The sequence below is a fragment of the Spirillospora albida genome (genome assembly GCF_000718255.1).
In the GTDB taxonomy this organism is placed as follows: Bacteria; Actinomycetota; Actinomycetes; order Streptosporangiales; family Streptosporangiaceae; genus Spirillospora; species Spirillospora albida.
This window is the reverse complement of record NZ_JOFJ01000012.1, coordinates 77,279-100,486: the sequence shown is the minus strand read 5'-3', so window position 1 is coordinate 100,486 and position 23,208 is coordinate 77,279. Positions and strand designations below refer to the sequence as shown.

The 23,208-nt window shown below is 75.1% G+C and carries 18 protein-coding genes; 8 read left to right on the top strand and 10 right to left on the bottom strand.

The genetic code is table 11. The features are described 5' to 3' along the window. Positions 1-192: 192 nt before the first annotated feature. Complete coding sequence (locus tag IE99_RS0116700) at positions 193-1,311, top strand: PP2C family protein-serine/threonine phosphatase (RefSeq protein ID WP_030171028.1); 1,119 nt, start codon at positions 193-195, stop codon at positions 1,309-1,311. Between the two features lie 25 nt (positions 1,312-1,336). On the opposite strand, the gene IE99_RS0116695 is transcribed toward IE99_RS0116700, so the two are convergent. Continuing rightward, on the bottom strand, positions 1,337-2,521 hold the full coding sequence (locus IE99_RS0116695; RefSeq protein WP_051712584.1) for a serine/threonine-protein kinase: 1,185 nt from the start codon (positions 2,519-2,521) through the stop codon (positions 1,337-1,339). A 266-nt stretch (positions 2,522-2,787) separates the two neighbouring features. Between IE99_RS0116695 and IE99_RS0116690 the strand changes: the two genes are divergently transcribed. Next, entirely contained in the window at positions 2,788-4,275 is a 1,488-nt protein-coding gene (locus tag IE99_RS0116690; protein ID WP_051712641.1) for a carboxyl transferase domain-containing protein, read from the top strand. A gap of 9 nt (positions 4,276-4,284) precedes the next feature. Here IE99_RS0116690 and IE99_RS0116685 read toward each other — a convergent pair whose 3' ends face one another. Next, positions 4,285-5,442: an epoxide hydrolase family protein gene (locus tag IE99_RS0116685; RefSeq protein WP_030171019.1), complete on the bottom strand. Its 1,158-nt coding sequence runs from the start codon at positions 5,440-5,442 to the stop codon at positions 4,285-4,287. Positions 5,443-5,715: 273 nt separating this feature from the next. Here IE99_RS0116685 and IE99_RS0116680 point away from each other — a divergent pair, with 273 nt between their 5' ends. Further along, the gene (locus IE99_RS0116680; protein WP_030171016.1) at positions 5,716-6,765 is read left to right on the top strand and encodes an alpha/beta hydrolase; all 1,050 of its coding nucleotides are present in this window, start codon (positions 5,716-5,718) and stop codon (positions 6,763-6,765) included. Here the strand turns inward: IE99_RS0116680 and IE99_RS0116675 are convergent. From IE99_RS0116675 to IE99_RS0116660, 4 genes are all read right to left on the bottom strand, one after another. Then, on the bottom strand, positions 6,760-7,725 hold the full coding sequence (locus tag IE99_RS0116675) for an LLM class flavin-dependent oxidoreductase (RefSeq protein WP_030171014.1): 966 nt from the start codon (positions 7,723-7,725) through the stop codon (positions 6,760-6,762). The genes IE99_RS0116680 and IE99_RS0116675 overlap by 6 nt on opposite strands. 38 nt (positions 7,726-7,763) lie before the next feature. Next, positions 7,764-8,057, bottom strand: coding sequence for a hypothetical protein (locus IE99_RS0116670; RefSeq protein WP_030171012.1), 294 nt, complete (start codon positions 8,055-8,057; stop codon positions 7,764-7,766). 63 nt (positions 8,058-8,120) lie between these two features. Beyond that, complete coding sequence (locus tag IE99_RS0116665) at positions 8,121-9,809, bottom strand: ExeM/NucH family extracellular endonuclease (protein ID WP_030171009.1); 1,689 nt, start codon at positions 9,807-9,809, stop codon at positions 8,121-8,123. A gap of 135 nt (positions 9,810-9,944) precedes the next feature. Next, a complete protein-coding gene (locus IE99_RS0116660) occupies positions 9,945-11,195 on the bottom strand; it encodes a PucR family transcriptional regulator (RefSeq protein ID WP_030171006.1) in 1,251 nt (416 codons plus the stop codon). A 118-nt stretch (positions 11,196-11,313) separates the two neighbouring features. Between IE99_RS0116660 and selA the strand changes: the two genes are divergently transcribed. Genes selA through selD form a run of 3 tightly spaced genes read left to right on the top strand, consistent with a single transcriptional unit; the run spans position 11,314 to position 15,364 of the window. Beyond that, positions 11,314-12,588: an L-seryl-tRNA(Sec) selenium transferase gene (gene selA, locus IE99_RS0116655; RefSeq protein WP_030171003.1), complete on the top strand. Its 1,275-nt coding sequence runs from the start codon at positions 11,314-11,316 to the stop codon at positions 12,586-12,588. Between the two features lie 2 nt (positions 12,589-12,590). After that, positions 12,591-14,336 (top strand): selenocysteine-specific translation elongation factor, encoded by a 1,746-nt coding sequence (locus IE99_RS0116650; RefSeq protein ID WP_030171002.1) that lies wholly within the window; start codon positions 12,591-12,593, stop codon positions 14,334-14,336. Between the two features lie 11 nt (positions 14,337-14,347). Next, a complete protein-coding gene (gene selD, locus IE99_RS0116645) occupies positions 14,348-15,364 on the top strand; it encodes a selenide, water dikinase SelD (protein ID WP_030171000.1) in 1,017 nt (338 codons plus the stop codon). 13 nt (positions 15,365-15,377) lie between these two features. On the opposite strand, the gene IE99_RS0116640 is transcribed toward selD, so the two are convergent. From IE99_RS0116640 to IE99_RS0116625, 4 genes are all read right to left on the bottom strand, one after another. Beyond that, entirely contained in the window at positions 15,378-17,117 is a 1,740-nt protein-coding gene (locus IE99_RS0116640; RefSeq protein ID WP_030170989.1) for a hypothetical protein, read from the bottom strand. A gap of 170 nt (positions 17,118-17,287) precedes the next feature. Beyond that, entirely contained in the window at positions 17,288-19,441 is a 2,154-nt protein-coding gene (locus IE99_RS0116635; RefSeq protein WP_030170987.1) for an acyl-CoA dehydrogenase family protein, read from the bottom strand. Between the two features lie 48 nt (positions 19,442-19,489). Then, entirely contained in the window at positions 19,490-20,125 is a 636-nt protein-coding gene (locus IE99_RS0116630) for a response regulator (RefSeq protein ID WP_030170984.1), read from the bottom strand. Beyond that, positions 20,122-21,300 (bottom strand): sensor histidine kinase, encoded by a 1,179-nt coding sequence (locus tag IE99_RS0116625; protein ID WP_051712582.1) that lies wholly within the window; start codon positions 21,298-21,300, stop codon positions 20,122-20,124. Before IE99_RS0116625 ends, IE99_RS0116630 begins: the two co-directional genes overlap by 4 nt. Before the next feature lie 169 nt (positions 21,301-21,469). On the opposite strand from IE99_RS0116625, the gene IE99_RS0116620 reads away from it, so the two are divergent. Together IE99_RS0116620 and IE99_RS0116615 are read left to right on the top strand one after the other, a co-directional pair. Continuing rightward, positions 21,470-22,522 (top strand): ABC transporter permease, encoded by a 1,053-nt coding sequence (locus IE99_RS0116620; RefSeq protein WP_030170979.1) that lies wholly within the window; start codon positions 21,470-21,472, stop codon positions 22,520-22,522. Further along, positions 22,519-23,205, top strand: coding sequence for an ABC transporter ATP-binding protein (locus IE99_RS0116615; RefSeq protein ID WP_030170978.1), 687 nt, complete (start codon positions 22,519-22,521; stop codon positions 23,203-23,205). Before IE99_RS0116620 ends, IE99_RS0116615 begins: the two co-directional genes overlap by 4 nt. Positions 23,206-23,208: the final 3 nt, after the last annotated feature.

Sequence of the window (23,208 nt, the reverse complement as noted above, 5' to 3'; positions counted from 1 at the left end):
GTGTCCCCCACCGCATCCGCGCGCCCGCCCCGCCGGCCGGCCTCGCGGGGAACCTTCCCTGAACGGACGTAGGGGAATCAGCGCGCGACCGGTTTCATCTCCCCCCGAAGCGGACGGGGTGGAGCGTTGCAAGTCAGCTCGGCGCCGCCGAGGGGAGCGGCGCCGCACCATTGCTCGATACAGTGCGGAATCATGCTGCAGCGACTCGTCCACCGCCTCCCGCCCGGGGTGCGGGCCGTGCTGCGCCGCATCCCCCCGCTCGTGCTGCTGTACCGGTGGATGCGGCAGGGACGGCTGATGCGCGAACGGCATGTCTTCGTCGTCCTCGCCGTCCTCGCCGTGGCGATCGGCCTGGCCGCGGTGACCGACCGGCGCGGTCTGGCGCCGTCCGGGGCGCTGGTGCTGACCGTCCTCGGCGGCGGCCTGTGGCTGCGCGTCCGCAGCCTGGTCGCGCTGCTCGCCATCGTCGCGGTCATGGTCGGCTACAACGGCTGGCAGGACAGCGCCGCCGCGGGCCCCGGCATGATCGCCACCCTGGGCATCACGGCGGTGCTCTCGCTGACCCTCGCCCGCACCCGCCAGCAGCTCGGCGTGCAGGGCCTGCGCGGCGACACGATGCTGCTGGAGCTGCGCGACCGCCTGCGCCGGCAGGGCGAGATGCCGAGCCTCCCGGACGGCTGGGCGTCCGAGATCGTTTTGCTTCAGGCGGGCGGCTCGTCGTTCGGCGGCGACTTCGTCGTGTCGGCGTGCGACGGAGACATCCTCGAGGTCGCGCTCGTCGACGTCTCGGGCAAGGGCATCGACGCCGGGACGCGGGCGCTGATGCTGTCCGGGGCGTTCGGGGGGCTTCTTGGATCGGTCCATCCGGAGGACTTCCTGCCCGCCTGCAACACCTACCTGCGCCGCCAGCGCTGGGACGAGGGCTTCGTCACCGCCGTGCACCTCGTCGTCAACCTGGCGACGGGCGAGTACACGGTGGAGTCCGCGGGCCATCCGCCCGCCGTCCAGTTCGACGCCGCCACGGGCAACTGGCGCGTCAGCCCGGCGAAGGGCGTCGTCCTCGGCGTGGTCCCCGACCTGAACTGCGTCCCCGAGCACGGGCGCCTGCGCTCGGGCGACGCCCTCCTGCTCTACACCGACGGCCTGGTGGAGTCCCCCGGCAGCGACCTCGACGAGGGCATCGACCGCCTGCTCGGCGAGGCGGAGCGGCTCGTCCCGCAGGGCTTCGGCCATGGCGCCCGGGAACTCGTCGAGACGATGGCGGCGGCCCGCGACGACGACTGCGCGCTGGTCGTCATCAGGCGCGTCTGACCCGGAGCCGCGGAGGCGGGGCCGCTCAGCCCCGGTCGGCCGCCCGGGGCCGGTCGCGGTTCCGGTTCTTCTTCTTGCCGCGCTTCTTCTTCTTGCCGGGCCTCGTCGGCGCGGCGGAGGTCGCCGCCTCGACGGGCGCCGGTGCCGCGCCCTGCGTCGGCGTGACCGACGCGCTCGGGGCGGCCGGCCTGGGCGTGACCGGGGCGCTCCGGTCGCTCAGGAGACCGATGAGGAGCGCGCCCACCAGCGCGACCCCCAGCGCGGTGACGGAGCCGGCCAGCACGCGGACGCGGGTCGTGGAGCGGGCGCCCACCATGCCGATCGGGGTGAACGCGCGGGTCGCCACCTCCACGCCGGCCGTCCGCCCCGACGGCGGCGCCGGCGTCTCGTCGCCCGACCCGGGCTGCTCCACCAGCCCGAGCAGCAGGTCCGCCGCGGACGGACGGTCCGAGGGCTCGCCCGACAGCGCGGCCCGGACGGCGGGGACGATGGGGTCGGGCACGCCGCGCAGGTCCGGCTCGGCCGACGTCATCAGCGCGGTGACGGGATCGTGGCCGAACGGCATGCGCCCGGTGCCCGCGTTGGCGATGAGGCAGCCCCACGCGAACACGTCGGCGGCCGGGGTCGCGGTGCCGCCGCGGAGCAGCTCGGGCGCCATCCAGCCCGGGGTGCCGAGGACGGTGCCGGAGACGGCGGTGAGGCCCCCGGAGTCCAGGCTGCGGGCGATGCCGAAGTCGATCACGCGGCAGCCCGACAGGGTGAGCATCACGTTGGCCGGCTTCAGGTCGCGGTGCACCAGCCCCGCGGCGTGGATCGCCGCGAGCGCGGACGCGACGCCGACCGCGACGCCGTGGAGTTCGGCGGGCGGCAGCGGGCCGTCCTGCGCGAGCCGCTGGCGCAGCGAGACGCCGCCCACGTACTCGGTGACGAGGTAGGGGCGGCCGTCCTCCTCGCCGTGCGCGAGGACGCGCGCCGTGCAGAACGACGCGACGCGGCTCGCGAGGACGGCCTCGTCCCGGAACCGCTGCCGGTACATGGGGTCGCCCGCGAGGTGCGGATGGATCGTCTTCACCGCGACGCGGTTGCCGGAAACGGGGTCGGCGCCCAGGTAGACGGTGCCCATGCCGCCCGACCCGAGCCGCCCGAGCAGCCGGTGCCCGCCGACCATCCGGGGGTCCGCGGGATCCAGCGGGCGAATGTCTCCGTCCATGCCGTGTCCTGGCTCCCTTGTTCCACTTGCGTCCATCCATCCCCGCTGGGCGCGAAAGTATGGCGCCCCGATCCGGGTTCCTGGGTGGCGAAGCGAAACGTGACCGTCACGCCGATGTTCCGTCCTGTGCATATGGAACGTGCAGGATCAGAGTCACTCCGGTTCACCGAAGCACCGGACGAGCGGACCGCGCGACCGGCGCCCCAGGGGTGGGAGGCGCCGGCGCGCGGCCCCCGCCGCCCGGTCCTCCCGACGCCCCCGTCATCATGCTGGTGACGGCGGAGGGAGTTCACGTGACCGACCGGGTCGGAGCCCGCGCACTGCTCGACCGCGTTCTGGACGGCTGGACGTCGTGGGACGCGCCGCCGCCCGCGGCCGGTGATGGAGCGCCCGGCGGGTACGCCGCCGAGCTCGACGCCGCGCGCGACCGCAGCGGCTGCGACGAGGCGGTCCTCACGGGCGAGGGCGGGCTGCGCGGCAGGCGGGTCGCGTTCGTGGTGTCGGAGTTCCGCTTCCTCGCGGGCTCGATCGGCCGCGCCACCGCCGACCGGATCGTCGCCGGCGTCGAGCGCGCCACGGCGGAGCGGCTCCCGCTGCTCGCCGCCCCCTCGTCCGGCGGGACCCGGATGCAGGAGGGCACGGCCGCGTTCGTGCAGATGGCGCGCATCACCGCCGCCGTCATGGCGCATCGCGCGGCGGGCCTTCCGTACCTCGTCTACCTGCGGCACCCGACGACCGGCGGCGTGTTCGCGTCATGGGGCTCGCTCGGCCATGTGACCGCCGCCGAACCCGGCGCCCTGATCGGCTTCCTCGGCCCGCGCGTCCACGAGGGCCTGTACGGCGAGCCGTTCCCGCCGGGCGTGCAGGTCGCCGAGAACCTCGCCGCGAAGGGCCTCGTGGACGCCGTGGTCGGCATCGACGACCTCGCCGGCGTGGCGTCCGCCGCCCTGGACGTCCTGTGCGGAGGCCCGTCGGAGGCGCCCCCGGAAGAACCTCCGGCACGTCCGGACGAGACCCCGGCCTGGGAGTCCATCCAGAGATCGCGCCGCGACGACCGCCCGGGGGTGCGCGAACTCCTCCGCCACGGCGCCACCGGCGTGACCCTGCTCTCCGGCACCGGCCAGGGCGAAGCGGACCCGGGCCTCCTCCTCGCCCTGGCCCGCTTCGGCGGCGCGTCCTGCGTCCTGGCCGGCCAGGACCGCCGCAGCCAGCGCACCGGTCACCCGCTGGGCCCGGCCGGCCTTCGCGTCGCCCGCCGCGGCATGGCGCTCGCCGCCGAACTGCGCCTGCCGCTGGTCACGGTCGTGGACACGCCGGGCGCCGTGCTGTCGGCCGAGGCGGAGGAGGGCGGCCTGGCCGGCGAGATCGCGCGCTGCCTCGCCGACCTCATCACCCTCCCGGCCCCCACGGCCTGCCTGCTCCTCGGCGAGGGCACGGGCGGCGCCGCCCTGGCGCTCCTTCCGGCCGACCGCGTCCTGGTCGCCCGGCACGCCTGGCTGTCACCGCTTCCGCCCGAGGGGGCGTCCGTCATCGTTCACCGCACGCCCGACCGGGCACCGGAGATGGCCGCCGCCCAGGGCGTCCGGTCCGCCGACCTGCTGTCCGCCGGTTTCGCGGACGTCCTCGTGGACGAGCGCCCGGACGCCGCCGACGAGCCGGAGGCGTTCTGCCGCAGGGCCGCGACCGCGATCGAGCGCGCCCTGCACGCCCTGCCGCCGGGCACCCCGGGAACGCGCTCCGCCCGCTTCACCTGAGGACCCGCCTCACCTGAGGGGGCGGAAGAAGGCGCGGACGTCCTCGGTCAGCAGGTCCGGCTTCTCCAGGGCGGCGAAGTGGCCGCCCTCGTCGAAGTCCGTCCAGTGGACGATGTTGTTGGCGTACTCGGCGTAGCGGCGGATGGCGACGTCCTCGGCGAACACCGCGACGCCCGTCGGCGTGGCGGGGGCCTCCCCGCCCCAGTCGCCGGCGGCGTGCATGTTCTCGTAGTACATGTTCGCGGCGGAGCCGATCGTGCCGGTCAGCCAGTAGAGCATCACGTTGGTGAGGATCCGGTCGCGGTCGATGACGGCCTCGGGGAGCGCGTCGGCCGGATGCGTCCACTCCTTGAACTTCTCCATGATCCAGGCGAGCTGGCCGGCGGGGGAGTCGGTGAGGGCGTGCGCGAGCGTCTGCGGGCGGGTCGCCTGGATCTGGAAGTAGCCGCTCCCGTCGTCCGTCCACGCCTTGAGGCGGTCGACGCGGGCGCGCTCGGTCTCGCTGAGCGACGCGCGCTCCTCGTCGGGGACCTCGCCGAACGGGATGAACCCGTAGGTCGCGGCGTTCACGTGGACGCCCACGACGTGCCCGGCGTCGAGGCGGCCGAGGGCGGGCGCGACGAACGCGCCCATGTCGCCGCCCTGCGCGCCGTACCGGTCGTAGCCGAGGCGGCGCATCAGCTCGGCGATGGCGCCGGCGACGCGGTCGCTGGTCCAGCCGGTGTCCTTCGTCGGCCCGGAGAACCCGTAGCCGGGCATGGACGCGGCGACGACGTGGAACGCGTCGGCCGGGTCGCCGCCGTGCGCGCGGGGGTCGGTGAGCGGGCCGATGACGTCGAGGAACTCGACGATGGAGCCGGGCCAGCCGTGGTTGAGGACCAGCGGCAGCGCGTCCGGCTCCGCCGAGCGGACGTGCAGGAAGTGGACGGTCTGCCCGTCGATCTCGGTGACGAACTGGGGCAGCTTGTTGAGCTCTGCCTCGTGCCCGCGCCAGTCGTAGGACGTCCGCCAGTATTCGGCGAGGTCCCGCAGGTAGTCGACCGGGACGCCGCGCTCCCAGGCCGCGCCGGGCAGCGGCGCGCCCCAGCGGGTCCGGGCGAGGCGCTCGCGCAGGTCGTCGAGCTGGGCTTCGGGTACGTCGATGCGGAACGGACGGATCTCGGTCATGCCCGGGGCCTCCTCGGAACGAATCATTCTGTTCTGATTATAGCAGAACGGAATGCTCTATTCCTCTTTTGTCGCCGTCCCGGAGCGGATTTCTCGCCGCCGCCGGATCCCGCCCCGCCGGTCGCGTCGCCCGCCTCCGGGGAACCGCCCTCGGACGGCCTTCGGTACCGCGTGCGCCTGTGCCGCCGTGCGCACGGGGCCGCCGTGTGGACGGGGCCGGAATGGCGTTCGGTTACCATCGGCGCACCGGACCCGTCCCCGCTGGAGGCCCCCATGTCGCAGCCGTTCGAGAAGATCCCGCCGTCCCTGGTCGGTGCCGTGCTGCGGGGCGTGTTCGCCCTGCCGGCGCCCGTCAAGCGGCTGATCGCCGGGGCTCCGGTCGTCCGGGACGGGCAGCGGCTCGCCCTGGACGCGCAGCTGCTGCTGAAGCTGTCGCGGCTGGAGCAGCGCAGCCTCAGCGCGTCCACGCCGGAGAAGGCGCGGCAGGCCATCACGCGGGCGCAGCAGATGATCACGCGCGTGCCCGCCCGGCCCGTCCTGACGCGGCCCGTCGCGATCCCCGGCGAGCACACCATCCCCGCCCGGCTCTACACCCCGAAGGGCCTTGCCGAGGGGTCGCCCCTGCTCGTCTTCTATCACGGCGGCGGCTGGGTGATCGGCGACCTCGACACCCACGACGTGGTCTGCCGGTACCTCGCGGTGAACGCGGAGACGCGCGTGCTGTCGGTCGACTACCGGCTGGCCCCCGAGTGCCCCTTCCCGGGGGCCGCGGACGACGCCGTCACCGCGTTCGAGTGGGCCGTCGAGAACGCCGGATCGCTCGGCGCCGACCCGGCGGCGATCGCCGTCGGCGGCGACAGCGCGGGCGGCAACCTGTCGGCGGTCGTGGGGCTGCGCGCGGCCGTCAGGCCCGCCTTCGCGCTGCTGCTGTACCCGGGCGTGGACTTCTCGACCCGCCGCCGCTCACGCGATCTGTTCGCCGACGGCTTCTACCTCACCGACGCCGACATGACGTGGTTCAGCGATCACTACTGCCCGCCCGAGCACCGCAAGGACCCCTCGGCGTCGCCGCTGCTCGCCGACGACCTGTCCGGATTCCCGCCCACCTACCTCGTCACGGCGGGCTTCGACCCGCTGCGGGACGAGGGCGAGGCGTTCGCGGAACGGCTCCGCGAGGCGGGCGTGCCGGTGGCGTCGCGCCGCCAGGAGGACCTCATCCACGGCTTCGCGAACATGTACGGGCTCGGCGGCCGGTTCCTGGAGGCGCTGGCGGAGGCGGCCGGCGCCCTGCGCACCGGCCTCGCCCTGCACCGCGGGTCATAGCCCGGCGAGGATCTCGTAGGAGCGGATCCGGTCGGCGTGCTCGTACACCTGCGTCACAGCCATGACCTCATCGGCGGCGGTGTCCTTGACGAGCGCGCCGAGCCGGTCGCGGACGGTCTCCGGGCCGCCGACGACCTGGTCCCGCACGCGGGACTCGATGAGCCCCCGCTCCAGCGGCGTGTACGGGTGCGCCGCGGTCTCCTCGGGGCTCGGCAGCGGCCCGGGGCGGCCCTGGCGCAGCCGCAGGAACGCGAGGGCCTGCGGCTGGGCGAGCTCGCGGGCCCGCTCGTCGGTCTCGGCGGCGACGACCGACACGGCGATCATCGCGTACGGCTCGTCCAGGACGCCGGGGCGGAACGCGTCCCGGTACACCGCCAGCGCGGGCAGCGTGTTCTCGGCGCTGAAATGGTGCGCGAACGCGAACGGCAGGCCGAGCAGCCCGGCGAGGCGCGCGCTGTACCCGCTGGAGCCGAGCAGCCACATCGGCGGCTCGTTCCCGGCGGCGGGCGTCACGGTGCCGCCCGCGGCGAAGTAACCGCGCAGCTCGGCGAGCTGCTCGGGGAAGTCGTCGACGGAGAGGGCGTCGGGGGAGCGGCGCAGGGCGCGCGCGGTGGCCTGGTCGGTGCCGGGGGCGCGGCCGATGCCGAGGTCGATCCGCCCGGGGTACAGCGCCTCCAGCGTGCCGAACTGCTCGGCGACGACCATCGGCGCGTGGTTGGGCAGCATGACCCCGCCCGAGCCGACGCGGATCGTCGCGGTGGCCGCCGCGACCTGGCCGATCAGGACGGCGGTCGCGGAGCTCGCGATCCCCGGCATGGCGTGGTGCTCGGCGAGCCAGTACCGGTGGTAGCCGAGCCGCTCGGCGTGCCGGGCCAGGTCGAGGGTGTTGCGCAGAGCGGCGGCGGACGTGGAGCCGCTGACGACGGGCGCGAGGTCGAGGACGGAGTACGGGACGCTCATGACCGGTCCCAACCCGTCCGCGTGCCGGACTCTTCCCGTCAGCCCGTGACCGCTGTGACGATCATGGCGATGCCGAAGCCGAGGACCACGACCGCGACCGGCAGGGCGGTGAGGCACAGCCACGACCAGATGACGAGGACGCGGGCACGTCCCGGGTCGGTCGCGAACTTCGGCTCGGCCCAGCTGTAGAGGAGGGCCGCGAGGACGGTCAGCGGCACGAAGACCACCGTCGTCAGCAGGCCGAGGACGAAGGCGAAGAACTGGCCCGGACGGGTGTAGGACCCGTCCGGGCCGATGCCGAGCGCCGGGTTGCGGGGGAGCGCGTCGTTCATGGGCCGCACCGTTCTGTCGATGTGACCCGGATCATACGCCCGGCGATCTTGATGCGCCAGAGGTCAGCGCAGCCGCAGGCCGATCAGGACGGGGTCGTGGTCGGACGAGCGGAACGCGTCCGGCCGGTAGAACCGCGCCGGGTTGAACTCGGTGTCGTAGTCGAGGAAGGTCGGCTCGTCCGCGTTGATGTGCCAGATCGTCGCGCCCGTGACGCGCCGGGAGAGGCCGCGCCCGGCCAGGACGTGGTCGAGTTCGCCCGCCTGGCCGTCGAACACGTACGAGTACCGCTCGGACGGCCGGACGAACCGCTCGGTCTGCCCGATGAGCCCGGCGCCGGTCAGCGCCTTCACGGGGTCCTCGCCGGTGTAGGCGTTGAGGTCGCCGAGGACGAGCGGGTTCTCCGTCCCCGCCGCGAGCGCGGCGACGGCCTTCGCCTGGAGGACGCGGCGGGCGTTGAAGCAGCTCTGCCCGTCGCCCTGGTCCCGGTCCGCGCCGGTCGCGCCGTCGCAGCCCTTGGACTTGAAGTGGTTCACGATCACTGTGGCCGTCGCGCCGCCCCCGACCGGCCGGAAGCCCTGGACGAGCGGCGGCCGCTCGAACACCGGCTCCGACGACGAGCGCGCCGCACCGACCGGCTCGACCTTCCTCGCCTTGTAGATGAGCGCGACATGGATCTGGTCGGTGCCCGGGTTCGGGTGCCGGACCCACGCGTAGGTCCCGGCGCCGGCCTCCTCGTTCAGCCGGGCGACGAGCGCGCCGATGGCGGTGTCGCCGTTGTTCTCGACCTCCATCAGCCCGGTGACGTCGGCGTCCAGGCCGCGCAGGGCGGCGGTGAGCTTGGCGAGCTGCCGCTCCTGCTCCTCGGGGGTGTCCGCGCCGCGCTCGTTCAGCGTCGTGAACCAGTTGAGCGTGTTGAACGCGGCGACCCGGACGTCGCCGCCCACGGGGCGGGGCCTCTTCGGACGCGGGTTCACCCGCGCGAACCGCGCGGTCGCCGTCGGCTGGAGCCGGTACGCGCCGAAGCCCTGGCTCAGGACGCCGGTCAGCCCGGCGGTCGCGTCGCCGATCCGGACGACGCGCGGCTCGGTGAACGGGACGGAGGCCGGGTTCTGCACGTTGGAGGCGTCGTCGACGAGGAGGCGGCGCGCGTCGTTCCCGGCCTGGGTGGGGCCCTGCCGGTCCGTGGGCTGGTACAGGCGGCCGCCCGCCGAGACGGTCAGCTCGCCGTAGCGGCCGAGCCGGTAGGTCTCGGTGGCGGTGAGCCGCTGCGGGAACCGGACGAGGACGCCCTCGTAGCGTTCCGGCGTGGTGCCGGCGGCCAGCGGCAGCCGGACCCTCACCGGCGCGACGCGGCCCGTCCCGCAGACGTTCACGGCGGTGACGGGCGACAGCTCGGTCAGCCCGCCGTACTCGATCGCCGTGCCCGTGACGAGGACGCGGTCGCCGACCGCGACCTCCTGCGTCGAGTAGACGAAGAGGCCGTCGGACGTGGCGGGGTCGGCGTCCGGCGACGGGTCCTGGACGAAGAACCCCTTGAGCTGGTCGGCCCGCTGGAAGTCGGCGGTCACGACGCCCTCGATCCGGACGGTCCGCCCGGCGACAGGAGAGGCGTCCCCGCTGCCCTGGACCTGGGAGATCCGGTGGGTGGCGGGGACGTCGCAGGTGGGCGTCTCCTCCGCCCGTGCCGTCTGCGCGCCGGCGGCCAGGCCGGCGGTCAGGACGGTCGCGAGTGCTGCTGCTGTTCGGCGCATGAGCGGCAGAGTAGAACGGGCATCACGTCCGAAGGCGAGCAATTGGTGAAGATTCCGCCAATTCGCTCCAGATTGGGGGGTCTCATGGCGATCCGTTGAACCGCACAGCAGCGTCGCTTCATCGATCCAGGTCGGTCATGCCTGCTCCTCGCCGTACGCCTGGATCCAGACGGGGAGGAGCAGCATCAGCTCCAGGCGGATCGCCGGGTCCTCGATGTCGTAGTCGAACAGGCCGTGCAGCTGCGTCATCCGGTACCGGACGGTCTGCGGGTGCACGCACAGCGCCTCCGCCGCGTCCGTCGCGTTGAAGCCGTGCCGCAGGCAGGCCAGCAGCGTCGCCGCGAGCCGCCCGCCGCGCTGCGGGCCGAGCTCGGTGAGCGGCGCGAGCCGTTGCCGCGCGGCCGCGTGGGCGAGCGTCCAGCCCTCCTGGAGGAGCAGCTCCGGCACGTGCCGCTCGGCGTGGACGAGCCTGCCCGCCCTGCGGGCCGGCCGGTCCGGCGCGGGGCCGGCCCCGCCCGCGGCCATGAGGTCCAGGGCGCGGTGCGCCCAGTGCAGGGAGACGCGCGCCTGGTCCGTCGGGACGGACGGCCCGACCGCGCCCGTCCAGCCCGCGAGGGTCGCGGCGAGCCGGTCGGTGCCGCCCGGCCGGTCCGGGTCGGGCAGGATCAGGCACGGACGGCCCCGGTCGAGGCCGCTGAGCAGCGCGGGCGGCAGCCCGGCCGGGCCCTCGCCGCCGCTGCCCGGCCGGGGCCGCAGCACGATCACCGCGAGCCGGTCCGGCAGCGGCCAGCCCGCGCGGGCCGCCTGCTCGGCGACGACGTCGTGCGGCGCCGGCGGATCGGACAGCAGCAGGCTCAGCAGCCGGCCGCGGCGCTGCTCCCGCTCGCCCGCCGTCCGCTCCCTGGCCCGCGCGTAGCCCTGCGCGGCGGCGGACGCCAGCATGTCGAGGTAGACGAAGTTGAACTCGGTGAGCGAGAACGCGATCTCCGGGGGCCGCCGCAGCCGGAGCGCCTCCCCGGAGAGGTACCGCCACGCCGTCCGGGACGCGACCCGCAGCGCGTTCTGCAGGTGCTCCAGGTTCCGGCCCTCGATGGCCTCCCCGTACCCGATGTCGAAGAAGAGCTGGTGAACGCCCTGCCACGGGGCGTCCGGGTCGGCGATCATCTGGATGAAGTGGCCCATGCCCTCCGTGACCGCGCTGCGGATGACGTCGACGTAGACGGCGTCGTCGCGGCGCGCGTACTCGGGGACGTGCCGCAGCACCCCCTCCACCATGGCGTCGGCGAGGGCGGGCAGGTGGGGGCGCATCCACTGCGCCTCCTCGCGCGGGACGTCCCGCCACGGTTCCCCCGACAGCGCCTCGATCGCGGCGGGTCCGTCGTGCACGTCCGTCAAAGAGACACCTCCACTGGGCCGGGTGGCCAGACTAGGTAACCCACGTCACATCCGACACCCACAAGCGCGACAAATCAGCCGGAGTGCCCGGCCGTGCGATGCTGTGCCGATGGACGAAAGGCGCCGGATCGCCCGTACCGACGTGCTCCTCGCCGACCCGAGGCTCGCCGAGGCGGCGGGCCGGCTGGGCCGGGACCTGGTGAAGGCGGCGGTCGTGGACGCCCAGCGGCGCGCACGCGCCGGGGAGGTCCCGGTGGACGCGGTGGCCGACGCGGCGGCGGCGGCGCTGCCGGAGTCCGCGTCCGGGCTGCGCGAGGTCGTGAACGCGACCGGCGTCCTGCTGCACACCAACCTCGGGCGGGCGCCCCTGTCGCCGGCGGCCCGGGACGCGGTGCTGCTGGCGTCCGGCGCCACCGACGTCGAACTCGACCTCGCGACGGGGGCGCGGGCGCGGCGCGGCCGGTCGATGCTGGCGGCCCTGCTGGAGCGGGTGCCCGCCGCCGGGGCCGCGCACGTGGTGAACAACGGCGCGGCGGCGCTCGTGCTGGCCGCGACCGCGCTCGCGGCGGGCCGCGAGATCGTGGTGAGCCGGGGCGAGATGGTGGAGATCGGCGACGGGTTCCGGCTGCCGGACCTGCTCGTCTCGACCGGCGCCAGGCTCCGCGAGGTCGGCACCACGAACCGGACCTCCCCGGGCGACTACGCCGCCGCGATCGGGCCGGACACCGGGTTCGTGCTGAAGGTCCACCCGTCCAACTTCCGCATGACCGGGTTCACGCGCGAGGCGTCGGTCGCCGAGCTGTCCGGGCTGGGCGTTCCGGTCGTCGTCGACATCGGGTCCGGGCTGCTCGCCCCCGACCCCGTCCTGCCCGGCGAGCCGGACGCCGCGACGCGGCTCGCGGCGGGCGCCGACCTCGTCACCGCCAGCGGCGACAAGCTGCTCGGCGGCCCGCAGTGCGGGCTGATCCTCGGCCGCGCCCCCCTGGTGGAACGGCTCGCCCGGCATCCGCTCGCCCGCGCGCTCCGGGTCGACAAGCTGACGATCGCCGCCCTGGAGGCGACCCTGCGCGGCCCCCGTACCCCGACCGCCGAGGCCCTGCACGCCGACGTCCGGACGCTGCGCGCCCGCGCGGAGCGGATCGCCGCCGAGACCGGCGCCGAGGCCGTGCGCTGCGACGCGGCGGTCGGGGGCGGCGGCGCGCCCGGCGTCGTGCTGCCGAGCGCGGCGGTCGCGCTCCCGGAGCCGTACGCGGAGCGCCTGCGGCTCGGCGCACCCGCCGTGATGGGCCGCGTCGAGGACGGCCGCTGCCTGCTCGACCTGCGCTCCGTCCCGCCGGAAAGCGACGGCGCGCTGATCGAGGCGATCCGCGCCGCGGGCTCGTGACGATGCACGTCGTCGCGACCGCCGGGCACGTCGACCACGGCAAGTCGACCCTGGTGCGCGCGCTCACCGGGATGGAGCCCGACCGGCTGGCCGAGGAGCGCCGCCGCGGCCTGACGATCGAGCTGGGCTTCGCCTGGACGGCCGACGGGCTCGCGTTCGTCGACGTCCCCGGGCATGAACGCCTCGTCACAACGATGCTCGCCGGGGTCGGGCCGGTCCCCGCCGTGCTGTTCGTGGTCGCCGCCGACCAGGGCTGGCAGCGGCAGTCGGCGGAGCATCTCGCGGTGCTGGACGCGCTGCGGGTCCGGCACGGGCTGCTGGCCGTGACGCGCTGCGACCTCGCCGGCGCGCGGGCGAGGGCCGCGACGCGGGCGGCCGCGCTGGAGCACATCGCGGGGAGCACCCTCGGCGCGGTCGAGTCCGTCGAGGTCAGCGGCCGTACCGGCGCGGGCCTGGACGACCTGCGCGCCGCCCTGCGTCGGCTGACCGCCGCGCTGCCCCCGCCCGACCCGGACGCCGACGTCCGGCTCTGGATCGACCGGGTCTTCACCGTGCGGGGCCGGGGCACGGTCGTGACCGGCACCCTCCCCGCCGGGACGATCGCCGTCGGCGACCGGCTGGCACCCGCGTCGGGCGGCGACGCGCTGCGCGTCCGGGGACTTCAAGCGCTGCGGCGCGACCGGGACGCGGTCGGGGCGGTCGCCCGCGTCGCCGTCGACCTGCGCGGCGACACGTCGTCCGTCCGGCGGGGCGACGCGCTCGTCACCCCCGGCCGCTGGCTCGCGACCGAGGCCGTGGACGTCCGGTTGCGCGGCGACCGGGCCGCCGACCTGCCCGCGCAGCTCACCTTCCACGCCGGGACGGCGGCCGTCCCGGCGCACGTCCGCCCCCTCGCCGACGACACGGCCCGGCTCATCCTCCGCCGCCCGCTGCCGCTGCGCGTCGGGGACCGGGCGCTGCTCCGCGACCCCGGACGGCATCGCGTCTCCGCCGGGGTGACCGTCCTGGACGTCCGCCCCGAGCCGTTCACGCGCCGGGGCGCGGCGAAGGCCCGCGCCCGCGAACTCGCCGTGCTGACCGGCCGTCCCGACGGCGCCGCCGAGCTGCGCCGCCGCGGCCTGATCCGGCGCGCCGACCTGCTCGCGATGGGCGTCCCCGCACCGTCCGAGCCCGTCGCGGGCGACTGGCTCGCCGACCCCGCCCACTGGGACGGCCTCCGCCGCGCCCTGGCCTCGGCCGTCGAAGCGCACGCGGCGGCGCACCCCTCCGATCCCGGGATGCCCGTGGAGGCGGCCCGCCGCGCCCTGGACCTCCCCGACCGCGCCCTCGTCGAGGCCCTCGCGTCCGGGCTGGCGCACCGCGACGGCCGCCTGTTCGGGGCGGCGCGCCGCCCCGAACTCCCGCCCGCCGTCGACACCGTCCGCCGCGACCTGGCCGAACGGCCGTTCCACGCGCCCGACGCGGGCCGCCTGGCCGAACTCGGCCTCACCCCCGCGCTCCTCGCGGCCGCCGCGGCGGCCGGCGCCCTGCTCCGGCTGCCCGGCGGCATCGTCCTTCTCCCGGACGCCGCCCGCCGCGCCGCCGCGATCCTCGCCGGCCTGGACGGGCCCTTCACCCTGAGCGAGGCCCGCCGCGCCCTCGGCACCACCCGCCGGGTCGCCGTCCCGCTGCTGGAACACCTGGACGCCCAGGGCTACACCAAACGCATCGACGACCAGCGCAGAATCCGAACGGAGCGGACGCCGTGACGAACAACGCCGTGACCGACCACGCCGCGACGAGCGACGCCCGCGCCCCGCGGCTCACCCGGTACGCGCGCGGTGGCGGCTGCGCCTGCAAGATCCCGCCCGGCGAGCTCGAGGACGTGGTCGCCGGCCTGGTCCCGCCGCCGCGTCCCGGCTCCGACCTGCTCATCGGGCTCGACACGGGGGACGACGCGGCGGTCGTCCGGCTGTCCGGCGACCTCGCGGCCGTCGCGACCGCCGACTTCTTCACCCCGGTCGTGGACGACCCCTACGACTGGGGCCGGATCGCCGCCGCGAACGCCCTGTCGGACGTGTACGCGGTCGGCGGCCGTCCGCTCGTCGCGGTGAACCTGCTCGGCTGGCCCCGCGACGTCCTGCCGTTCGACCTGGTGCGGGAGGTGCTGCGCGGCGGGGCCGACATCGCCGCCGAGGCGGGCTGCCACGTCGGCGGCGGCCACAGCGTGGACGACCCGGAACCGAAGTACGGGATGGCCGTCACCGGCGTCGCCGACCCGGCCCGGCTGCTGCGCAACGACACCGGCGCGCCCGGCGTCCCGCTGTCGCTGACGAAGCCGCTCGGGATCGGCGTCCTCAACAACCGGCACAAGGCGACCGGCGAGGTCTTCCCGCAGGCGATCGCCGCGATGACCGCCCTGAACCGGGACGCGTCCGCCGCCGCTCTCGACGCGGGCGCGGTCTGCGCGACCGACGTGACCGGCTTCGGGCTGCTCGGGCACCTGTTCAAGCTGGCCCGCGCGTCCGGCGTCACGGCAATGATCGACGCCGCGGCCGTCCCGTACCTGGACGGGGCGCGCGAGGCCGTCCGGGACGGCTACGTCAGCGGCGGCACCCGCCGCAACCTCGGCTGGGTCGCCCCGCACACCGACTTCGGCGCGGCCGGCGAGCACACCCGACTCCTGCTCGCCGACGCCCAGACGTCGGGCGGCCTGCTCATCGCCGGGGAGATCCCCGGCGCCCCGGTGATCGGCGAACTCGTCCCGTACGACGGCAGCGCGGTGCGGGTGCGCTAGCCGCCGTCCGCGCTCACCTGAGGGCGAACGCGGCGAGGTTGAGGGAGATCGGCTCCGGCCTCCCGTCGTTCTGCCTCGCGGACGCCGTCAGCACGTCGATGTGCTGGTATCCGGGCGCGATCACGTCGCCCGGCAGCGGGGCGGCGGAGACGAGCCCGTCGCCCGCCTCCAGGTTGATCGTCGGGTTCGCCGCGATGCCGCCGTCGTGGACGGCCCCGTCCGCGACGCCCTCGGCGTCGGCGAACGCGATGTCGGTCACGATTCGCGTCGGGAAATAGTGCTCCGTGAAGTCGAGGGGGTGCTCTGACAGGCTGCGGGCGAGTTCGGCGATGTCGGTGACCTCCTTGCCCGCCGCGGTGAACGGCTTCCCGTCCTTCGACCTGTGGACGGGGTCGTCCGCCGCGCCGACCCGGTCGTAGTTCCGCCATGTGAAGAGCGGGCCGTTCGGCTCGTCCGGGATGGCCTTCTTGTCCGGGCCGACGAGCTGCTTCAGTCCGCCCAGTCCGATCTCCTCCAGGTCGTTCGGTGCCGGGAACCCCTTGTCGACGATCTTCCCGCCGTCCCAGAACCCGACGCTCGCCTGCATGAACGCGAGCGGCTGCGAGTTGTCGTCGAGGAGCCCGCCGAGCGCAGCGGCGTTGGAGAACCGGAAGTCCTTCACCGTCGGCGTCCCCTTCAAAAACGTCGGGTAGTCCTTCGAGAACAGGAGCCGGTACGTCATCGACTGGTTGAAGCCCTCGGGCACGTACGTCGCGAGGTCGGACAGGCCGTCCGGCGCGACGCTCGCCGCGAGGCCCGCGATGCCGAGCAGCTGCATCGTCTCGGGGTTGATCACGGCGGGGGCCGACAGCGTGCGCGGCACGACCCCGCTCTCCAGCCCGAGCCGCACCGCGCCCGCCCCGAACTCCATGAGCGGCACCATGCCGGTCGGCACCTGCGCCTCCAGGCCCGGTACGCCCTTGCGGATGCGGGTGTCGAGCGCGAAGTAGCCGGAGCACTGGTTGTATCCGGCGTCGGCCGTCGTGGCGGGATTCCCGTCGAAGTCCCATTCGGCGAAGAACGCGGTGAGGATGCCGCCGAGCGAATGGCCGCCGCACAGCATCTTCCGCTTCCGGGCGGCCTGGTCCGGCAGTTCACGCGCCATCAGGTCGTACTGGTCCCGGACGGTCTGCGCCAGGCCCTGATTCTGCAGCCAGGTCACCTTGTCGTTGCCGAGGAACCCGCCGAACCTCTTCCCGCCGATCTCCTTCTGCCGGTAGTAGTAGTCGACCGCCAGGTGCGGGTCCTTCGCGGCGACCCCGGCGAGGACGCCGGTGTTGTCCTCCAGGCAGTTGGAGCGCCGGTCCAGCGCCCAGAACTCGATGTACCTCCCGCTCTTCGCGGCCTGCGCGATCGTGTTGCGGGCGACGCTGTCGAACGCCCCCGCGCCCTCCAGCACTCCGGGCTGAGCCACCAGGATCCGGTCGGCGCGCGCCGCCGCGGCCGGCCCGTCCTTGTGCCGGAACCGCAGGTAGGACAGCCAGTCGCAGGCTTCGGGATGCGGACCGGCCGAGGCGGGCAGCGGGACCTTCACTCGGACGGCCGTCTCGGTGACCTCCGTGACGGGCGAGCCGGACGCCACCGGCGTCTCGACCCGGCCGGTGTCGCGCGCCGCCGCCGGACCGGCCGCGACGACGGACGCGCCCGCGACGACCAGCGCCGCCACGACCCGTGCCGCCGTGGAAGAGGAGAGGGCGGGGGATGAGTGCCTCATCGGGACTCCAGGGGGAGCGGTCGGATACCGGAGAGGATGCCGGGGCGGCGTGACCCGTGCCACTCACCGATCGCACAAACCACACCGGGAAATGCTCAGCCCCCGCGCGTCGGCGGCGCCGGGGTGAGGCGGTGCCCGGACGGGGAGTCCCGTCCGGGCACCGGCTCCGGTCAGCGGATGAGCGGGTCGCGGGGGAGGCCGAGGATGCGCTCGCCGATCTGGTTCCGCTTGATCTCGGACGTGCCGCCCGCGATCGCGAGCGCGCGCGTCCACAGCAGCATCAGGCCGGCCATCTCGCCAGGCCCCTCCTGGAACGCGAGGTCGGGGCCGGTCAGCTCCGCGAGGATCTGCGCGCCCTCCGCGCCGTTCTCCGTCATCACGAGCTTCGCGACGTTGCCCTCGGGGCCGGGTCCGCCACCCGCGACGGCGCGGTGCGCGGTGCGCAGGTTCAGCGCCCGCATCGCCTCCGTCGCGGCGATGTTGCGCCCGACCCTGCCCGCACCGCCCGCGAGCCGCTCGGGATGCGCGTCGAGCGCCGCGACGATCTGCCGCGTCGGGATGGAGACGGCGCCCTCGCCGCCGCCGATGCTGACGCTCTCGTTGCCGAGCGTCGCGCGCGCGACCGTCCAGCCCTCGTTCACCGGGCCGACGACCTGGTCGTCCGGGATGAACAGGTCGGTGAAGAACACCTCGTTGAACTCGGTGCCGCCGGACGCCAGCCGCAGCGGCCGCACCTCCACGCCCTCCGCGTGCATGTCGATCACCACGGTCGTGATGCCCTTGTGCTTGGGCGCGTCCGGGTCGGTGCGGACGGTGGCGAGACCGAAGTCGGCGACCTGCGCGCCGCTCGTCCACACCTTCTGGCCGTTCAGCCGCCAGCCGCCCTCGACCCGCGTCGCCTTCGTCCTGACGCTCGCCGCGTCCGACCCGGCCTCCGGTTCGCTGAACAGCTGGCACCAGGTGATCTCCTGGAGCAGCGTCGGCCGCACCCACCGCTTCGCCTGCTCCTCGGTGGCGTGCTGGGCGACGGTGAGGATCACCCACGCGGTGATGCCGTAGCTCGGCTTCCTGACGCCCGCCCTGCCGAACTCCTCCTCGATGACGAGCTGCTCGACGGCGCCCGCGTCCCGCCCCCACGGCCGCGGCCAGTGCGGGACGGCGTACCCGGAGTCGACGAGCGCGAGCCGCTGCTCCTCCGGCCCGAGGTCCTTGACCTCCTCGGCGAACGCGCGGACGGTGTCGCGGATCCGCTCGGCGCCCTCCGGCAGATCGATCTTCCGCTTCCGGCGGGCGCCCGCGCGGGCCAGGTCGGTGACCCGGACGGCCGCCGCCTCCGGGTCGAGGATCGCGGCGAGCGCGTGGGCCCGGCGCGCGTACATGTGCGCGTCGTGCTCCCAGGTGAACCCGATGCCGCCGTGCACCTGGATGTTCAGCTGCCCGTTGCGGACGGCCGCCTCCAGCGCGAGGGACGCCGCCATCGCGGCGGTGTAGGAGCGCTGGGTCTCGTCGTCGGACGCGGCGCGCGCCGCGTCCCACACGGCGGCCGTCGCCATCTCGGCGGCGACCAGCATGTTCGCGCAGTGGTGCTTGACCGCCTGGTACATCGCGATCGGCCGGCCGAACTGCTCGCGGACCTTCGCGTACTCGACGGCCAGCTCGGTGGCCTCGCGGGCGATGCCGGTGGCCTCGGCGGCCAGCACGATGCGGGCGAGGTCGTCCAGCACGGCGCGGGCGCCGGGGATCACCTCGGCGGAGGCGCCGTCGAGGGTGATCCGCGCGGCGCGGCGCGTCCGGTCCAGGTTGACGGGCGTCTCGACCGTGACGCCGCTCGCGGTGTCGACGACGGCGACGTCATCGCCGACCCCGACGAGCAGGACGTTCGCGAACCCGCCGCCGAGCACGACCCCCGCGGAGCCGCTCGCGGTCCCGCCGCCGAGGGTGACGTCGGCCTGGAGGGCGACGGCGCCGAAGGCCGACCCGTCGGCCAGCCCCGGCAGGAGGCGCGCCTGCACGTCCTCGGGCGCGGCGGCGGCGAGGACGGCGCTCGCGATGGCGGTCGGCACGAACGGGCCGGGCGTCACGGCGCGGCCGAGCTCCTCCACGACCACGACCAGCTCTTCCAGCCCGAAGCCGGCGCCGCCGTGCTTTTCGGGCAGGTGCAGGCCCGTCCAGCCGAGTTCGCGGAGCTCGGGCCAGAAGGCGGGCAGCGTTTCGTCGGCGGCGTCCAGCAGGGCGCGGGCGGCGCCGCGGGCGTCCTTGCGGCGCAGGAAGTCGGCGGCGGTCTCGGCGAGGGACCGGTGCTCGTCGTTGATGGCGATCGACATGACCGAACCATATTCGGAATGGTTTGCTCTGGCCATGGGTTCCGGGACCTAGACCGGACGGATCAAGCCGCGTCGCGTCGCCACCGCCACCGCCGCCGTCCGCGAGTCCACCCCGAGCTTGGCGTAGATGTGGACGAGATGGGTCTTCACGGTCGTCTCGCTCAGGAAGAGGCGCTTGCTGATCCCCCGGTTCGACAGGCCCTCCGCGACCAGCCCGAGCACCTCCAGCTCGCGCCCGGTCAGCGTCACCGACGGCTCCCGCATCCGCCCGAGCAGCCGGGACGCGACGCTCGGCGCGAGGGCGCCGGCCCCGGCGGCGGCCGCCCTGATCGCCGCGTGCAGCTTCTCCGGCGGCGCGTCCTTCAGCAGGTACCCCGTCGCGCCCGCCTCGATGGCGGCGAGGACGTCGGCGTCGGTGTCGAACGTCGTCAGCACCAGCACGCGCGGCGCGTCCGGGCCCGCCCCGGTGATCCGCCGGGTCGCCTCGCCGCCGTGCATCCCGGCGCCCAGCTGAAGATCCATGAGGACCACGTCGGGCTTCAGCCGGCCGGCCTCCGCGACGCCCTCCTCACCGGTCGCGGCCTCGCCGACGAAGACGAAGTCCGGCTGGTCCTGGAGCATCGCGCGGATGCCGGAGCGGACGACGGGATGATCGTCCACGAGCAGGATCCGGATCGGGCTCATGCGCCGCCCGGCCGCAGCGGCACGCTCGCCGCGACCGCCGTGCCCTCGCCCGGCGCCGACTCGACCGTCAGCGTCCCGCCGAGCGCGGCGGCCCGGTCCCGCATCGCGCGCAGCCCGTAACCGGTGCCGCCGGACCGCGCGGGCCCGTCCGGGACGAACCCCTTGCCGTCGTCCACAACGTCCAGCAGTACCTGATCGTCGAGATACGTCAGCGTGACGCCGACCCGCCCGGCGCCGGAATGGCGCGCCGCGTTGCCGAGCGCGCCCTGCGCGATCCGCAGCAGCGCGGCCTCGTGGCCGACCGGCAGCGCCGCCGGGGTCCCGGACACCTCGAACCGGACGGTCGTGGTGGTCCGGGCGGCCGCCGCCTCCGCCACCCGCCGCAGGGCGTCGGGCAGCGACGCGTCCCGCAGGGCGGGCGGGGCCAGCGCCCGCACGAAGCCGCGCGCCTCCTCCAGATTCTCGGCCGCCGCGTCCTCGGCCTCCCTCAGCCGCGCCTCCGCCGCGTCGGGGTCGGCCCGCAGATCGCGGCGGGCGGCCCGCAGCAGCAGGATGATGCTGGACATGCCCTGCGCCAGCGTGTCGTGGATCTCGCGGGCCAGCCGCTCCCGCTCCGCGAGCCGCGCCGCGTCCGCCTCCGCCGCCACCAGGCGCTCGCGGGTGCGCACGAGGTCGCCGATCAGCAGCCGCCGCTGCTCGCTCTCCCGGTAGAGCGCCCGGTAGGCCAGCGCCATCAGCACGGCGACGGCCGCTCCGATGCTCGGCCCGAGCACCGCCGGGAGGCGCGGCCCGCCGTCGTGCCAGGCGGTCGCGCCGATCGCGGCGGCGGCCAGCAGCGCGACACCGGGCACCCCGGCGCGCGGCGGCAGCAGATGCAGGACGACGAAGAAGAGCGGGAACGCGACCCAGACGAAGCCGGGTGAGGCGAGCGCCAGGGCCGCCCACCCCGCCGTGAGCACCGCCAGCCAGCCGCGCGCGAGACCGGCGCGGTCGCGGCGTTCCAGGCTCGCGACCCCGCCGGCGTAGAAGGCGCCCAGCAGCACTCCGCCCGCGACCGGGCCGGGACGGCCCGCGTCCAGGTCCCGGGCGACGGCGATCGCGAGCAGCACCGCGAACGTGCCGTGCACCGCCCAGCCGAGCAGCCGCATCGCGGGTGAGAACGGGTCGTCACGCATTTCCTACCCAGAGTAGGCGCCCGCTCGCGGCCGCGCATCGATCGAAAGGTTGATTTCCGGCTGACCGTAAGAAGGCCCGGCGGCGGTTCCGCTGGACGATGCCCCGGATCCCGTCCGCCGCGCACCCTGGAGACGTCCGGACAAGGCGACGGAGAGCAGGGGCTTCAGGATGTTCGTGGCGGTGCGGGATCTGCGGTTCGCCAAGGGGCGGTTCGCGCTGATGGGGTCGGTCGTCCTGCTCATCACCCTGCTGGTGACCATGCTGTCGGGGCTCACGGCGGGCCTGGCACGCGACAACACCTCGGCGATCACCGACCTGCCCGCCGACCACATGGTGTTCGCCGTCCCCGAGGGCGCGAAGGCCGCCTTCTCCGACAGCCGCATCGACGCGGCGGCCCTGAACGGCTGGCGGAACGTCCCCGGCGTGCGGACCACCCCCCTCGGCATCGCCATGGGACGCGTCGAGCACGGGAAGGCCGGCGCGTCCGCCGCCCTGTTCGGTACCGAGCGGGGCGGCCCCCTTCCCGCCCCGCCGCCCGGCGGAGTGGTCCTGTCAGCCGACCTGGCCACCGAAACGGGCTGGGCTCCGGGCGCGCGGGTCGAGATCGCCGGCCGGCCCCTCACCGTCACGGGGATCGGCGGGAGGTCGTCCTACAGCCACGCCCCGGTCGCCTGGCTGAGCCTTCCGGACTGGCGCGCCGTCTCCCACCAGGGCGCCGGCACCGTGGCGACCGTCCTGCTCGTCACCGGTGATCCCGACGCGACGGCCGTCGACGCGCGCCTCGGCACCACCACCGTCGCCCGCGACGACGCCGCGGCCGCGATCGCGTCCTTCACCGCCGAGAACGGGGCGCTGCAGCTCATGCGCGGCTTCCTGTTCGCGATCTCCGCGCTCGTCATCGGCGCGTTCTTCACCGTCTGGACGATCCAGCGCCGCGCCGACATCGCCGTCCTGAAGGCCCTCGGCGCGAGCACCGGCTACCTGCTGCGCGACGCCCTCGCCCAGGCCGTGCTGGTCCTGCTCGCGGGAGCCGGGACCGGCGGCCTGATCGGCGCGCTGGCCGGATGGTGGGCCACCGGCACCGTGCCGTTCGCGCTGTCCGCGTCGACCACGGTGGTGCCCGTCCTGATCATGATCCTGCTGGGCGCGGCCGGCGCCGCGCTCGCCGTCCGCAAGATCACGTCCGTCGACCCGCTGACCGCCCTGGGAGCCGCACGATGAGCCTCCACCTCGACGACGTCGTCCTGACCTACCCCGACGGCGACCGCACGCTGACGGCCCTCGACCATGTCGGCCTGGACGTCGGGCGGGGCGAGTTCGCCGCCGTGACCGGCCCGTCCGGCTCGGGCAAGTCGAGCCTCCTGGCCGTCGCCGCGACCCTCATCACCCCGGCGTCCGGCACCGTCCGGATCGCGGGCCGCGACGTCACCGCCCTCGCCACCGCCGAACGCGCGCGGTTGCGCCGCGAGCACCTCGGCATCGTGTTCCAGCAGCCGAACCTCCTGGCGTCCCTCACCGCCCTGGACCAGCTCACCGTGATGGCGCACCTGGCGGGCCGCAGCCCCCGCCGCGTCGAGGCCCGGGCGAAGGACCTCCTCGCGTCCGTCGGCCTGGCGGGCATGGAGCACAAGCGTCCCCGCCAGATGTCCGGCGGCGAGCGCCAGCGCGTCAACATCGCCCGCGCCCTCATGAACGCCCCGGACGTCCTCCTGGTGGACGAGCCCACGAGCGCACTCGACCACGAACGCGGCGCCCACGTCGTGGACCTCCTGGCCGCCCTCACCCGCGACCGCGGCCTCGCCACCGTCATGGTCACCCACGACGTCGCCCAGCTGGACGCGGCGGACACCGTCCACGCGATGCTGGACGGCCGCCTCCGCGCCACCTCCCCCCGGCCCCGCTGACGC

Bases quoted from the DNA above. Each gene is read 5' to 3' on its own strand.
- IE99_RS0116700 (WP_030171028.1), top strand. From the start codon at position 193: ATGCTGCAGCGACTCGTCCACCGCCTCCCGCCCGGGGTGCGGGCCGTG.
- IE99_RS0116695 (WP_051712584.1), bottom strand. From the start codon at position 2,521: ATGGACGGAGACATTCGCCCGCTGGATCCCGCGGACCCCCGGATGGTC.
- IE99_RS0116690 (WP_051712641.1), top strand. From the start codon at position 2,788: ATGCTGGTGACGGCGGAGGGAGTTCACGTGACCGACCGGGTCGGAGCC.
- IE99_RS0116685 (WP_030171019.1), bottom strand. From the start codon at position 5,442: ATGACCGAGATCCGTCCGTTCCGCATCGACGTACCCGAAGCCCAGCTC.
- IE99_RS0116680 (WP_030171016.1), top strand. From the start codon at position 5,716: ATGTCGCAGCCGTTCGAGAAGATCCCGCCGTCCCTGGTCGGTGCCGTG.
- IE99_RS0116675 (WP_030171014.1), bottom strand. From the start codon at position 7,725: ATGAGCGTCCCGTACTCCGTCCTCGACCTCGCGCCCGTCGTCAGCGGC.
- IE99_RS0116670 (WP_030171012.1), bottom strand. From the start codon at position 8,057: ATGAACGACGCGCTCCCCCGCAACCCGGCGCTCGGCATCGGCCCGGAC.
- IE99_RS0116665 (WP_030171009.1), bottom strand. From the start codon at position 9,809: ATGCGCCGAACAGCAGCAGCACTCGCGACCGTCCTGACCGCCGGCCTG.
- selA (WP_030171003.1), top strand. From the start codon at position 11,314: ATGGACGAAAGGCGCCGGATCGCCCGTACCGACGTGCTCCTCGCCGAC.
- IE99_RS0116650 (WP_030171002.1), top strand. From the start codon at position 12,591: ATGCACGTCGTCGCGACCGCCGGGCACGTCGACCACGGCAAGTCGACC.
- IE99_RS0116640 (WP_030170989.1), bottom strand. From the start codon at position 17,117: ATGAGGCACTCATCCCCCGCCCTCTCCTCTTCCACGGCGGCACGGGTC.
- IE99_RS0116635 (WP_030170987.1), bottom strand. From the start codon at position 19,441: ATGTCGATCGCCATCAACGACGAGCACCGGTCCCTCGCCGAGACCGCC.
- IE99_RS0116630 (WP_030170984.1), bottom strand. From the start codon at position 20,125: ATGAGCCCGATCCGGATCCTGCTCGTGGACGATCATCCCGTCGTCCGC.
- IE99_RS0116625 (WP_051712582.1), bottom strand. From the start codon at position 21,300: ATGCGTGACGACCCGTTCTCACCCGCGATGCGGCTGCTCGGCTGGGCG.
- IE99_RS0116620 (WP_030170979.1), top strand. From the start codon at position 21,470: ATGTTCGTGGCGGTGCGGGATCTGCGGTTCGCCAAGGGGCGGTTCGCG.
- IE99_RS0116615 (WP_030170978.1), top strand. From the start codon at position 22,519: ATGAGCCTCCACCTCGACGACGTCGTCCTGACCTACCCCGACGGCGAC.